The 12,573-nt window shown below is 51.2% G+C and carries 16 protein-coding genes; all 16 read left to right on the top strand.

Annotated features, from left to right (window positions below; genetic code table 11):
- Positions 1–8 precede the first annotated feature (8 nt).
- The 16 genes from KDN34_RS02985 (at position 9) to KDN34_RS02910 (ending at position 12,568) form a co-directional block, all read left to right on the top strand.
- Positions 9–242 (top strand): TraR/DksA family transcriptional regulator, encoded by a 234-nt coding sequence (locus KDN34_RS02985; RefSeq protein ID WP_212595458.1) that lies wholly within the window; start codon positions 9–11, stop codon positions 240–242.
- Positions 235–570, top strand: coding sequence for a DUF2730 family protein (locus KDN34_RS02980; RefSeq protein WP_212595457.1), 336 nt, complete (start codon positions 235–237; stop codon positions 568–570). Before KDN34_RS02985 ends, KDN34_RS02980 begins: the two co-directional genes overlap by 8 nt.
- Positions 571–867, top strand: a complete 297-nt coding sequence (locus KDN34_RS02975) for a VpaChn25_0724 family phage protein (protein ID WP_212595456.1) — start codon at positions 571–573, stop codon at positions 865–867. It begins immediately after the preceding gene.
- Between the two features lie 2 nt (positions 868–869).
- Positions 870–1,439 carry a DUF3486 family protein gene (locus KDN34_RS02970; protein ID WP_212595455.1) on the top strand — a complete coding sequence of 190 codons (570 nt, stop codon included), beginning with the start codon at positions 870–872 and terminating at the stop codon, positions 1,437–1,439.
- Between the two features lie 35 nt (positions 1,440–1,474).
- Positions 1,475–3,043, top strand: coding sequence for a hypothetical protein (locus tag KDN34_RS02965; protein ID WP_212596501.1), 1,569 nt, complete (start codon positions 1,475–1,477; stop codon positions 3,041–3,043).
- The gene (locus tag KDN34_RS02960) at positions 3,043–4,869 is read left to right on the top strand and encodes a DUF935 domain-containing protein (protein WP_212595454.1); all 1,827 of its coding nucleotides are present in this window, start codon (positions 3,043–3,045) and stop codon (positions 4,867–4,869) included. Before KDN34_RS02965 ends, KDN34_RS02960 begins: the two co-directional genes overlap by 1 nt.
- Position 4,870: 1 nt before the next feature.
- The gene (locus KDN34_RS02955; protein ID WP_212595453.1) at positions 4,871–6,073 is read left to right on the top strand and encodes a PBECR2 nuclease fold domain-containing protein; all 1,203 of its coding nucleotides are present in this window, start codon (positions 4,871–4,873) and stop codon (positions 6,071–6,073) included.
- A gap of 85 nt (positions 6,074–6,158) precedes the next feature.
- On the top strand, positions 6,159–6,638 hold the full coding sequence (locus KDN34_RS02950; protein WP_212595452.1) for a phage virion morphogenesis protein: 480 nt from the start codon (positions 6,159–6,161) through the stop codon (positions 6,636–6,638).
- A gap of 158 nt (positions 6,639–6,796) precedes the next feature.
- Positions 6,797–7,810, top strand: coding sequence for a hypothetical protein (locus KDN34_RS02945; RefSeq protein WP_212595451.1), 1,014 nt, complete (start codon positions 6,797–6,799; stop codon positions 7,808–7,810).
- Between the two features lie 80 nt (positions 7,811–7,890).
- Positions 7,891–9,021, top strand: coding sequence for a phage protease (locus tag KDN34_RS02940; RefSeq protein ID WP_212595450.1), 1,131 nt, complete (start codon positions 7,891–7,893; stop codon positions 9,019–9,021).
- On the top strand, positions 9,021–9,926 hold the full coding sequence (locus tag KDN34_RS02935; protein WP_212595449.1) for a Mu-like prophage major head subunit gpT family protein: 906 nt from the start codon (positions 9,021–9,023) through the stop codon (positions 9,924–9,926). Before KDN34_RS02940 ends, KDN34_RS02935 begins: the two co-directional genes overlap by 1 nt.
- Positions 9,927–9,992: 66 nt before the next feature.
- Positions 9,993–10,451, top strand: coding sequence for an HI1506-related protein (locus KDN34_RS02930; RefSeq protein ID WP_212595448.1), 459 nt, complete (start codon positions 9,993–9,995; stop codon positions 10,449–10,451).
- Positions 10,451–10,870, top strand: coding sequence for a gp436 family protein (locus KDN34_RS02925; protein WP_212595447.1), 420 nt, complete (start codon positions 10,451–10,453; stop codon positions 10,868–10,870). The genes KDN34_RS02930 and KDN34_RS02925 overlap by 1 nt, the downstream gene beginning before the upstream one ends.
- Entirely contained in the window at positions 10,867–11,277 is a 411-nt protein-coding gene (locus KDN34_RS02920; protein WP_212595446.1) for a phage tail terminator protein, read from the top strand. The genes KDN34_RS02925 and KDN34_RS02920 overlap by 4 nt, the downstream gene beginning before the upstream one ends.
- Before the next feature lie 4 nt (positions 11,278–11,281).
- The gene (locus KDN34_RS02915) at positions 11,282–12,190 is read left to right on the top strand and encodes a hypothetical protein (RefSeq protein WP_212595445.1); all 909 of its coding nucleotides are present in this window, start codon (positions 11,282–11,284) and stop codon (positions 12,188–12,190) included.
- Between the two features lie 45 nt (positions 12,191–12,235).
- A complete protein-coding gene (locus KDN34_RS02910) occupies positions 12,236–12,568 on the top strand; it encodes a hypothetical protein (RefSeq protein WP_212595444.1) in 333 nt (110 codons plus the stop codon).
- Positions 12,569–12,573: the final 5 nt, after the last annotated feature.

The raw sequence follows: 12,573 nt of genomic DNA, 5'->3' as shown, positions 1-12,573 counted from the left end.
GACCGCTCATGGATGTATTTGACAGGGCCAGTGAGAAGGAAGAACGCGACCGCACTGACGCGATTGCCACAGTGTTAGAAGCCGCGAGACCTACATCACTGGCAACAGGGACGTGCGTTGATTGTGGTGAACCGATAGAGCCTGAGCGCCTCGCTGTCATGCAATACGCTCAGCGTTGCATCAGTTGCCAGCGCCAACAGGAACACCGCAATCAGGTAATGACAGGAGGCCGCCGTGCTTGATGTGCTTTTTAAAGTTTGGCCGATAGTCGCCACCATCGGTTCCATTATCGGCACCTTGGGCATGGCTTGGCTCAGTCGGAAGTTTGTGCCGATGACGGAACATAACAAAGTGGTTAATACCGTGATGGATATGAACCAGCGCTTGCGAGATGCGGAACTGCATTTAAAGGCGATGCCAAGCCGCGATGAATTGCATCGCTTAGACAAAACCTTGGAAGGTTTGGGGGCGCGATTCGGCGCGATGGAACAAGGCATCAACCACATTCGCAACAACGTAGACATGCTGATCCAGAACGAGCTGGAAGGTGAACGCAGAGGAGACCGATAAATGGCGTTGTCTGAAATTAGAGCAGAACACCAACGGCTGGTGATCCTGCGCAGCCTAGCGGATGAATCTGGGTATCAGCTTAACGAATCCATTATTCACGACATTCTGGATGCTTACGGGCTGGACATTAGCCGGGATGGTGTACGCACGCAACTGACTTGGCTACAAGAACAAGGGCTAGTCACCATTGAACTGGTTGGTAAGACCATGGTGGCGACTATCACTGGGCGTGGCGAAGACGTTGCTCGTGGGTTGGCTCGCGTTCCCGGTATCAAACGTCCACGCGCTGGAGAATAGTTATGGCAGAAACTACCCGTGGACGCCGTTCAAAAGTCGATTTGTTGCCGGAGAAAATTCGCAAGCGTCTGGACGCCGGTTTGCGTGATGGTTCTATCACCCAGCTCGAACTGCTGGATGAAGTGAATGCCCTTATCAAAGCGGCAGGTTTGCCGGAAGAAACGCAACTTAGCCGTGCCGGGTTGAATCGCTATGCCACCAAAATGGAAGCGGTAGGTAAGTCATTGCGCGAGATGCGCGAGATCACCCAAGTATGGACGGCAGAACTGGGCGATAAGCCTACCGGTGAAGTCACCAAATTCATTCTGGAAATGGCCCGTTCACAGCTATTTAAAGCCCTGTTAGCCGAATCGGAAGGTGGTGAGCCTGCTGATGTTGGCATGATTAAAGATGCCATGTTAGCAGTGCAGCGTTTGGAATCTGCCGCTATGGCCAGCCACAAGCGCGAGAAAGAGATCCGTGCGGCGTTTGCGGCAGAGGCGGCAGAAGCTGCTGAGAAAGTGGCATCCAAGTCAGGGCTTAGCCGCGAACAGGCCGATGCCATCAAGCGGGAAATTCTGGGGATCGCATAATGGCACTGGAACTCAGAGCTGAACAAAACCACATCATGCAGCAGTCCAGTTCTGCTGCGATTCTTTCTGGTGCCTTTGATAAGAAAGAAGTTTTACTCGGTTATCAGAAGCGCTGGATTGCGGATGACTCACCACTAAAGATCGCTCAGAAGTCGCGCCGTACCGGTCTGACTTGGGCACAGGCCGCTGATGATGCGCTGGATGCCTCCAAGTCACCGAGTGCCGGTGGTACCAACTGCTTTTATGTCGGTTCACAAAAAGAGATGGCGCGGGAGTATATCGACGCCGTTGCCATGTGGGCCAAAGCCTATGACAAAGCCTGTTCCGAGATTGGAGAGGAAGTGCTGCAGGATGGCGACAAAGACATCCTCACCTTTGTGGTGTACTTCGCCAGTGGTTACAAGGTGCAGGCCCTCAGCTCCAGACCGTCCAACCTGCGTGGTATGCAGGGTAATGTCACCATCGACGAAGCCGCCTTCCACGAACATCTGGCCGAAGTCTTAAAAGCGGCACTGGCGCTCACCATGTGGGGGGCAAAAGTCCGGTTGATCTCCACGCATAATGGCGTTGCCAATCTGTTTAACCAGTTAATCCAGGACAGCCTTGCGGGTAAGAAACGTTACAGCGTTCACACCATCACCCTGGACGATGCTTGCCGTGATGGGTTGTATAAACGTATCTGTCAGGTAAAGCGAACTGAGTGGAGCCAAACTGCCGAAGATGAATGGAAAGCCGGACTGCTGAAAGACACCGCCACCGAAGATGATGCGCTGGAAGAATACTACTGCGTGCCTAAACAGTCTGGTGGTCAGTATCTGCCTCGACTGCTGATTGAAAGTGCGATGCAGCCGGATATTCCTATTTTATATCTGGAAGCACCCAAAGGATTTCTGGAATGGACCAATGACCAGCGCGCCGGATTTGTAGGTGATTGGCTAGCCAGTGAACTTGACCCGCTACTGGATCAGCTTTCCCCGGAATTATCTCATGCCTTTGGCGAGGACTTTGCGCGTAAAGGCGACCTTACCGTGCTGGCTCCATTAGAAATCGGCAAAGACTTGCAACGGCGGGTACCGTTCCTGGTCGAGCTACGCATGATGACCTATGACCAGCAGCGGCAGATAGTGCTGCATATTATGCGGCGCTTACCACGGCTAAGTGGTGCGGCATTTGATGCAACGGGAAACGGGGGTTATCTGGCAGAAGCCGCCGCCTTAACCTTTGGTACGGATCTGGTCGAGCAGGTGATGCTTAATGATCCGTGGTACCGCGAGTGGATGCCCAAGTTTAAAAGTGGTTTTGAAGATGGACTAATCACCATTCCGCGCCATCAGGACATTCTCGATGACCTATCAAAAATCCAGACCATCAACGGGGTGCCAAAGATAGACCGCAGTAAAAATGCTGGCGGTACCGGACAGCGACATGGTGACTCAGCGATCGCACTGGCGATGGCGTGGCGTGCCAGCTTGATGGATGGCTACGCGATTGAGTACACCGCACTACCTAAATCAACCAGCCGCTGGGACGGTGCAGCATCCCGTAATTTTAACCGTCCAGATGATGACGATGATTATCCAATTTCAACCAAAGGAGGCTGGTGATGGCGACACCTGCAGAGATTAAAGCACGGTTGGGGCGCAATAACTCAGCCTTAAAAGAATTACAAACCGACCGCGCCCAGGTCGGTTATGTGAGTCGTGAATGGGACACACACCCAACTTCTGGCTTGAATCCGGCACGGCTGGCAGAAATCATGTTGAACGCCGAACAAGGCTACTTGGTGGATCAGTTTGACCTGGCTGATGATATTGAAGAGAAAGATGCGCACATCATGGCTGAAATTCAGAAGCGCAAGAATGCACTGCTGGGTAAACAGTGGCAGATAGTGGCACCGAAGAACGCCAGCGCTGCAGAGCAACGTGACGCCGATATGGTCACCGATATCATCAACAGCCTGCCGGATTTTGAAGACCTCATTTTAGATATGGGTGATGGCATTCTGCGTGCAATCTCCAATAGCCAGATCCACTGGGAGAATGAGGGTAACATTTGGTACCCAGGCAAATTTGAAAGTATCCCAGCGCGCCGCTTTGAGACTAATGATGACGACCGTAATAAGGTACTGCTGCGCTTAGATGGAGGGCAAACAGAAGCACTGTGGCCGCTGGGATGGATTCAACATACCCATAAAGCCAAGAGTGGCTATATTGCCCGTGCCGGCTTAATCCGGGTATTAGCGTGGCCGTTCCTGTTTAAGAACTATTCGGTCAGGGACTTGGCTGAATTTCTGGAAATCTATGGTCTGCCGCTGCGACTTGGTAAGTATCCTTCCGGTGCCACCAAGGATGAAAAATCCACACTGTTGCAGGCGGTAATGAGTATCGGCCATAACGCTGGCGGCATTATCCCGACCGGTATGCAGATTGATTTTGAAGAAGCAGCGAAAGGTGGTGAAGGCCCCTACATGGCAATGGTGAGCTGGGCAGAACGCAGCGCCAGTAAAGCCATTCTCGGCGGTACGCTCACCAGCCAGGCAGACGGCAAGTCATCCACCAATGCGCTGGGTAATGTCCATGATGAAGTGCGCCAGGAATTGCTGGCCAGTGACCTGCGACAAATCGCCAGCACGTTGACCCGTGATTTAGTGTGGCCGCTGGTGATGCTCAATGGCAGCACCTTCAGCAATATGCGCCGTCGTCCACGGTTGGTATTTGATACGCAGGACCCTGAAGATTTAAAAACCTACTCAGAAGCGATACCTGCACTGGTAAATATCGGCATGAAAATATCTAACCAGTGGGTCGCCGATAAGCTAAAAATCCCGGTACCAAAAGATGATGAACTGGTGCTTGGCGTGCAGCAGCTGCCAGCCACAGCCCCCAATGCTGATGCAGCACAATCACAGCCAACCGCAACACCAGGAGCAGGTACAGATTCAGTACAGCAGACGGCACTGAATGGTGCGCAGATAACCTCGCTGAGTGAAATCATCCAGCAGTACACCGCCGGAGAACTGGATAAGGATGCTGCCCAGGCACTGATTAAAGCCGGGTTCCCGGCAATCCCGGATAATCTGATCAATCAAATGCTGAGTGGAAAACAACGGCAGTCACAGCTGCCAGCGACTAAACCCGATCCAACAGCTGCCGCCCTGCGTGCCATTGTGGCGTTGAAGCAAGCTGCGCCTAAGTCAGCCGATATTGATCCGCTAACTCAGGCATTAGCTGTCGCGGCAGGTCAGCAACTGGATGATGACATCAGCGCAATTAGCAAGGCTGTTAATGAGGCAACCAGTTGGGATGATGTGGAAAAGGCACTGATTACATCGTTCAGCGATCGGGGGGCAGTTGCACTATCTGCCATCATGCAACAGGCAATGGCTGCCGCCGCACTGGCGGGAAGATACGATGTAGAGCTGGGGAACTAATATGCCAGAAACCCAATATGGCAGCGTGCAGTTCCAGCTCGCTATCGACTTCTTCCGGGGCAAACTCAATCTGCCAACTGCCGCCTGGGATGACATATGGGGTGGCATGCACAGCCGTGCCTTTGTGGTGGCCGGGGCACAGAAAGCTGACTTGCTCACTGACCTGCGTCAGTCAGTGGATGCCGCCATTGCTGATGGTATGAGCCTGGGCGAATTTAAAAAGCAGTTTAAGGATATTGTTGCCAAGCACGGTTGGGATCATAAGGGCAATGCCGACTGGCGGTCACAGATTATCTACGACACCAACATGCGCCAGAGCTATAACACAGGCCGCTGGCAGCAACTGCAACAGTTTGAATACTGGCAGTACAAGCACGGCCATCCGTCAGTACCACGGCAAGACCATTTATCCTGGAACGATTTGATCTTGCCCGCCACTAGCCCGTGGTGGAAAACCCACTTTCCACAGAACGGCTGGGGCTGTACCTGTTCCGTTCGCGGTCTAACTGCCGAGCAAATCAAGCGCCGTGGCTTGGTGGTCAGCCAGGAACCCGGCACCGAAACCTACGAATGGAGTAACCAGAAAACGGGCGAAGTGCTGGATATCCCAAAAGGGATTGATCCGGGGTTCGACTATTCGCCGGGTGAAGTCGCGTTCGGCAAGCAGCTCAATGACCAGGCGATGGCACAGTGGCAGCATCTTAAAGCAGACGCATGGGAACAACTCACCCCAGGGAACTGGAAGACCGCAGGACTAGCAGCGGCACTGCCCGTTAATGCCATACCTACCGCCCTCGGTAGTCACGTTACGTCAGTACAGCAGCTAACTAATAATATTACGCACCTGTTTGGTGCTGCCGAAGTGGTGCTGGAAGATGGGCCACTTCCTGTTTACATCAATGCCGCCAGTTTGGCAGCGCACATGAAAGATGACTTAGGCCGTGCCCCTTACATCACCTGGTTAATTGATCTACTGAAAAACCCGGATGAAACCTGGGCGACATTTGAACGCCATAAAGGTACCGGAAAAATAGAGCTTCGGGTGCGAATGATGAAGGTCTACAAAGATAAAAAAGGCAAAGCACTGCTGTTGGTAACGCAAGTAAACAAGGGGTTGCTGGAAGCGTGGACCATGATGCCAAGCGATGTGAACTACATAAACAAACAGCGGCGCGGGATATTGATTGGGGCCTCAACACCGTAACGGGATGTTGTGCATCGCAACGTCATTATGCGGCCGTACCCAAATGGCGTTACCATTAGGCTGATTATAACAGGAGTCACTGCCAATGGCAGGCGTAAATTTAACCATCACTGAAACCGGCTTTGATGAGCTTTCAAATGCCTTTCAAAAGCTGCAACAACATGCCGGGGATCTAAAACCTGCCATGACTGCCATTGGGGAATATCTGTTAGGCAGTAACCAGGACCGCATTGAGCAAGGCGTTACCCCAGACGGTGAAGCCTTCGCGCCATTAAGTGACGTCACCAAATCCCGCAAGAAAAAGAACGTCGATAAAATCCTGATCGAAAATGGCTACCTGTTTAACCTGGCATACAACGCTTTCAGCAATGCTGTCGAGATTGGTACGCCGATGATTTACGGCGCGGTGATGTTCTATGGCGCCGATAAGGGCGAGTTCGGCAACGTCAACGGCCACCCCATCCCGTGGGGCAATATCCCAGCTCGTGAGTATTTGGGGATCAACACGGTCGATGAGCAGGAGATTTTGGCAACGCTAGGTGATTATCTGCTCTCAGATGTGTGACGCGCTAAAATGAACTGTAACGAACGCAGTGCAAAATTTGATACAACCACGCGCACAAAAACCATTTAAACGCTTACAAGAGGATTTAAACGGGATTTAAACTGGTTTACAGTGTTATTTGTTGCGCATATGGAAGAAAAATAACATAGGGAATATCAATGGCTGGCACCACACTTGTCATCTCTTCTGAAGATGAGGCTTTCAACCTACTCCAAAAACTAATGAGTCAATCATTGACCTTATCCGAAGAGGCCATCGAATTTAAAGGATGGCCTAAAATGTCAATAAGGCTTCAGGGCGATGAATTTAAATCTAGTTTGACCCCTAGCGTGATGAAGGCTTTCATTGAGCTTCAGGCTAATATTTATAAGTCATACGCTTTAACAAGGTACAATTCACCAAATGTAAGAAGTCTGACACAAGAAGAGAAAAAGGCGCTTGAGATAGTTGTCACTGTTAGCGAAGGAAGCTCTATCTTTGATGTGAATCTTCAGAACATATTAGAAAAGATGGCTGTTGATATGGTGGGTAAAATGGAACCTGAATACGTTGTTACTACAGTTCTTGGAATTGCGCTAATTTGGGCGGGAAGTGCAGTAGTTAAACATTATCTGGATAAACGTACCGAGGTTAGGCAGGCTGAAATCAAGTCTGAAGAACAACGTGCGATGATAGAAAATTTGAAGTTCGCATCAGAACAAGAGACCGAAAGAACAAAACTGATTACTGAGCTAGTAGTGAAAAACGCTCAAGTCGCTAACGTCGCATCATTAGCAGATGACTCGCGAGCTGAACTGCTTAAAAGGGCTTCAGGTGCAACTACTTTTGAATTGCAAGGTGTAGAGGTTACTGGTGAAGTAGCAAGTGAACTATCCAAAAATGCGCGCCGCAAATCTGAAGAAATTCGGTTAGATGGGAAGTATCGTATACTGAGCGTTGATTCCAGTAACCCTGATGAGTTTAAAGTTAAACTGCGTTGCCTGACTTCTCATGTTGAGTTCGTTGCCAGGGTTCAAGATAAAACCCTTGAGGGTAAACATATTGAGGCATTGAAAGATGGTGAGTGGCAACGTTCACCAGTGACGCTTCAAATTAATGCGAAAGATCTCGATGGTCAGATTAAAGAAGCTGTTGTAATTAATGCTAAGTTTGAACCCGCCGACGAAGCATAACCCAGAAACGTTTCAAACCCACTAACCCCCGCACACCATAGACACTGGGCACTCAAGTTTACTGTGAGTGCCTTTTGTTTATGCGCAAATCAACCACCGCTATTGCTGCTATGACTGCTGTCCATGCCCATCTGGGCACAGTTGCTTGTTCGCTCATAATAAATGAGCACAGCGATAGCCGCGTACAACTGCTCCCTGACGGTGCGTTCGCGGCCACGGATGGCCGACCCACTGACGTCCCTAGTGGGCAATGGATAATGGATGAACTTTCCTGGCAGTCTATTCAGGCTAACGCACTTACTCGCATCAATGATTTTCCCGCCGATTACGAACACCAAACCTTGCGTACCGAAGAGAACGGTCAGCCTGCACCAGCGGCTGGATGGTTTAAACCTTCAGCATTAGGTTACGAACCAGGCTTCGGTTTGTTTGCCAATCCTATCACCTGGACAGCTAGGGCTGTTGAGTACATTCGCGGCGGAGAATATCGCTACATCAGTGCGGTATTTTCCTACGACAAAGAAACGGGAAGACCGATAGCGCTGCTGCATATCGCACTCACCAATAATCCTGCGCTCGATGGTCTTAAAGCTGTCGCCGCACTCACTAAAGATTTTTCAACAAAACCCCAACAGGGAGATATCACTATGAACCAAGCACAGCGCCTGCTGGCTGCGCTCGGCGTGAGCTGTGAGGGCGTAGACCTCACTAACGCTGAAGCCGTCACTGGGTTAATTGATAAAGGCATTGCTGCCTGCACCGCCTTGAAAGCAAAGGCTGACAAAGCCGATGCATCCGAAACCGCCTTGGCTGCATTGACGGCTCAAAAGAAAGGCGAAGTTGACCCCACTAAATATGTGCCGGTTGAAGCGTACAACGAGCTGCAGACGAAAGTCGCCGCACTCAGTTCAACTGCTGGCGATGCTGCAGTCACCACTGCCATCGGTGACGCTGAAAAGGCGGGGAAAGTTTACGGTGCTGCAGATCGTGAGTGGCTTACCGCAATTGGCAAGACTAGCGGTGTAGCTGCGCTGACTAAGTTGCTGTCAGGTCGTGCCGCTATCGCAGCGCTTACCACCACCCAAACCGATGTCAAAGACACCACCACTCATGACAAAGGCGTGGCGGCATTGACTGCTGAAGATAAGGCCGTGGCAGATGAGCTTGGCATGAGCCATGCCGACTTTGCCAAAGCAAAGGAGACTAAATAATGATTATCACCCCCGCCGCGCTGCAAGCGTTAATGGTTGGTTTTCGTGCTGAATTTCAGGCCGGTCAGACGTTAGCTGCCAGTCAGTATCTGCAGATTGCCACTGAAGTTCCGGGTACCGGCAAGTCAACCACCTATGGCTGGTTAGGCAAGTTTCCGGCACTCCGCCAATGGGTAGGTGACCGTGTCATTAATGACATGGCCGCTGCAAGTTACACCATCACTAACATTCCCTTTGAAAGCACTGTTGGCGTAGACCGCGACGATATCGAAGACGATAACATCGGTGTTTATAAACCGCTGATGCAGGAAATGGGGCGTGCTGCCACCGTATTCCCGGATGAGCTAGTGTTCCCATTGTTGGATGCCGGTATCAGCACTGAATGTTATGACGGTCAGTATTTCTTTGACACTGACCATCCAGTCTATCCGAATGCGGATGGTACAGGGGCTGCTGTCAGCGTCGCTAACTACGACGACAACAGCGCCAGTTCTAACCCAATGTGGTTCCTGCTGGATACCACCCGCGCCATTAAGCCATTCATCTATCAGAACCGCCGCAGTATGCAGTTCCAGCAGATGACCAAGATGGACGATGAGCAGGTATTCATGGCTAAGCAATTCCGCTATGGCATGGATTGTCGTGCTAATGCGGGTTACGGCATGTGGCAGATGGCCTATGCCAGTCGCAAGGACTTAACTGCAGACAACATCTGGGCTGCTTATGGTGCCATGCGTGCATTCAAAGCTGATGGCGGCAAGCCGCTGGGCATTAAGCCTAACCTGCTGGTGGTACGTGGTACCCATGAACAGGCAGCCCGTGAAGCACTGAAAGCCACTATCAGTGGTGGTGAAACTAACACCCTTAGCGGTCTGCTGACCGTGCTGGTTGCTGACTTCCTGTAACCCTTCAATCAACTCACTACCCTGGGCGCACATCGATAGCGCCCAGGGATTAGGAGAACCAATGTTATGTCCAAAATCATTGTTAAGAACATCGCGCATGATGGTTATCGCCGCGCTGGATTGTCTTTTAAGAAAGGTGATAACGAGTTTACCGATACTCAAATCAGTGAAGCTCAGATGGCGCACATCAAAAAAGATCCCCGTCTGTCTGTATCAGTTGAGGCTGTCGCAAGCCAAACGGATAACCCGCAAGGGACCGTGGACGCTGTTGTCGTGGGTGCAGATGTAAAGATGGTTGATGGCGTTATCGCAGGTGTTGCAGATGCCGACGGCAAAGTGACTGAGCTGAAGTTTATGAAGGTAGATTTGCTCAAAGCCTTAGCAAAAGACTTAGGTATCACCGGCACTGCCACCATGACCAAAGCCCAATTAAGCGAAGCTATCCTGGCCGTTCCTGTGCAAGCACCGGCTGATACTGATGCCAGGGCTGAAACCGACAACGACACAGGTACCGGAGCTGAATAATGGACTATGCAACCCTGGCAGATATGGTGAATCGGTTTGGTGAGGATGAGTTAATCAGCCTTACCGACCGAAGTAACACCGGCAGCGTTGACAGCACTGTGCTGGATAGTGCGCTGGCAGATGCTGCTGCCACCATTGAAGGTTATATCGCGGCCAAGTACCCATTGCCGTTAGCGACCGTGCCAGGGGTGCTTAACCGAATTTGCTGTGACCTGACCCGTTATTACCTCTATGACGAACGCGCAACTGACCAGGTAACCAAGCGTCATGACGACGCCATCAAGCTGCTGACCCAACTCAGCACCGGCACCGTGACACTCGGTTTACCTGAAACTGATATCCCACAAAGCAGCGACACTGCCGAGATGCAATCGGCTGGAAGTATCTGGGCCCGTGGTAACTCAGGTGGCTTCTTATGATTTCCGTAGCACAGCTGGTGATTGCCAGACTCAAGACCCAGTTCTCCGATGTTGAAGGACTGATGGCACTGAGCGATCTGGGCGATAAAAACGTGCCGCGTAAAACCTTGTTCGTTGTCGAGATGGCGGAACAACCAGGACAACTGGTGGACGGTACCGGGCTATATCGGCATGAGATCACCAGCACCATCGGTGTGCTGTTGGTGGTGCCAGCACGCAACAATGCGCAGCCAGACATCACGGCAGACCGTCAACAAATCCGCGACCTGCTCTATGGTTGGACACCTGATGATGACTATGAGCCGCTGTATCTTGGTGGTGGCCAGCTGCAACCATCACGTCCAGGCATAGTCGCCTGGGTAGACAGATTTATCACCCAATATACGGAGGACGCCGTAGGCGTTTAACACTATGCGCAAGACACGAAAAAAGGTTTTGGTATTCGCGCTGGAAGCTACTTACGGCGTTGATGCTGTTGACGGTGGTACGCCCTCAGCATTGCTGGGGCGTGACGTTAAAATCACCCCAATGGCCGGTGATAACACCAGCCTGAGTTATGACGATGGCACCCTTGGCAACGCCATCGAGTTGGCAACAGAGATTTATGGCACCGTAGAGTTTGCGGTAGATGTGGCAGGCTCAGGTACTGCTAACGTTGCCCCGGAGTACGGCAAGTTACTGCAAGCTTGTTTGCGGTCAGTAACTCCCGGAGCATCTGATGTGGTAGCAGCCATTGATGATGATGCCGCAGGATCATTAACACTCTATTTCTACTACCACGGGGCACTGCATAAACTTACCGGGGCACGGGGTACATTTAGCTTTTCTATTAAAGCCAAAGAGCTGCCGAGTTTTAAGTTCACCTTCACTGGTTTGTTCTCGCCTGTTACAGGCGTAGCTTTGCCGACAGGACTGGATTTCACTAAGTGGAAGAAGCCAGTCAAAGTAGGCGTGCAGAATTCTGCATTCACCATCGGTGGGGTTGCCTACAAACTGATCTCCTACGAGTACGACCAGGCCAACTCAGTCATTCACCAGGAGTATGTCGGCCATGAAGAGGTGGAAATCACCGACTATAAACCGACGCTGAAAATCGTGATGGAAGCACCGGACATCGCTGACTGGGACCCATTTACCCTGGCAGAAAACACCACGGAAGTTGCAACATCACTGACACATGGACCTGCGCTGAATCAGTTTGTGCATGATGTCCCCCGCGTCAGTCTCAAGCGTCCAGTCTATGGCGACCAGGATGGCACGCTGACCTATGAGATCGACATGAACGTGATCTCCAACGGCGACACCATCACCACCAAATAACCAGGACGCCGCACTGCGGCGTACCGCTTAGTTAGGGAACGATCCATGAGCTTTGTATTTACCACGAAACGAACCGTTAAAAACTGGCCTGCCACGCTGTTTGTTGCAGCGAATAACGGCGACGTTGAGCAGCACAAAATCAGCTTTGATTTAGAGTTGTTGCCGGATGACCAATATATTGAGCTGCTTAATAAAAGCCCTAAAGACTTCTTTGATGAAGCGATTAAGGGATGGTCAGGTATTGGTTGTGCAGATGGTACTGATATGACTGATACACCAGACAATCGCGAAGCCTTATACAACTGGCCTCCGTTTGCCAATGCAGCATTACGCGCCTATCGCCAAGCGGCGAGTGGTGAGGCCGCGAGAAAAAACTAACGGAA

The sequence above is a fragment of the Shewanella yunxiaonensis genome (assembly GCF_018223345.1).
Taxonomy (GTDB): Bacteria; Pseudomonadota; Gammaproteobacteria; order Enterobacterales; family Shewanellaceae; genus Shewanella; species Shewanella yunxiaonensis.
The sequence above is the reverse complement of the archived record's forward strand: the minus strand, read 5'-3'. Positions and strand labels throughout refer to the sequence as shown.

Coding starts and splice junctions, on each gene's coding strand:
- KDN34_RS02920 (WP_212595446.1), top strand. CDS start 10,867: ATGATTTCCGTAGCACAGCTGGTGATTGCCAGACTCAAGACCCAGTTC.
- KDN34_RS02975 (WP_212595456.1), top strand. CDS start 571: ATGGCGTTGTCTGAAATTAGAGCAGAACACCAACGGCTGGTGATCCTG.
- KDN34_RS02970 (WP_212595455.1), top strand. CDS start 870: ATGGCAGAAACTACCCGTGGACGCCGTTCAAAAGTCGATTTGTTGCCG.
- KDN34_RS02915 (WP_212595445.1), top strand. CDS start 11,282: ATGCGCAAGACACGAAAAAAGGTTTTGGTATTCGCGCTGGAAGCTACT.
- KDN34_RS02930 (WP_212595448.1), top strand. CDS start 9,993: ATGTCCAAAATCATTGTTAAGAACATCGCGCATGATGGTTATCGCCGC.
- KDN34_RS02940 (WP_212595450.1), top strand. CDS start 7,891: ATGCGCAAATCAACCACCGCTATTGCTGCTATGACTGCTGTCCATGCC.
- KDN34_RS02945 (WP_212595451.1), top strand. CDS start 6,797: ATGGCTGGCACCACACTTGTCATCTCTTCTGAAGATGAGGCTTTCAAC.
- KDN34_RS02950 (WP_212595452.1), top strand. CDS start 6,159: ATGGCAGGCGTAAATTTAACCATCACTGAAACCGGCTTTGATGAGCTT.
- KDN34_RS02910 (WP_212595444.1), top strand. CDS start 12,236: ATGAGCTTTGTATTTACCACGAAACGAACCGTTAAAAACTGGCCTGCC.
- KDN34_RS02955 (WP_212595453.1), top strand. CDS start 4,871: ATGCCAGAAACCCAATATGGCAGCGTGCAGTTCCAGCTCGCTATCGAC.
- KDN34_RS02965 (WP_212596501.1), top strand. CDS start 1,475: ATGCAGCAGTCCAGTTCTGCTGCGATTCTTTCTGGTGCCTTTGATAAG.
- KDN34_RS02960 (WP_212595454.1), top strand. CDS start 3,043: ATGGCGACACCTGCAGAGATTAAAGCACGGTTGGGGCGCAATAACTCA.
- KDN34_RS02985 (WP_212595458.1), top strand. CDS start 9: ATGGATGTATTTGACAGGGCCAGTGAGAAGGAAGAACGCGACCGCACT.
- KDN34_RS02925 (WP_212595447.1), top strand. CDS start 10,451: ATGGACTATGCAACCCTGGCAGATATGGTGAATCGGTTTGGTGAGGAT.
- KDN34_RS02935 (WP_212595449.1), top strand. CDS start 9,021: ATGATTATCACCCCCGCCGCGCTGCAAGCGTTAATGGTTGGTTTTCGT.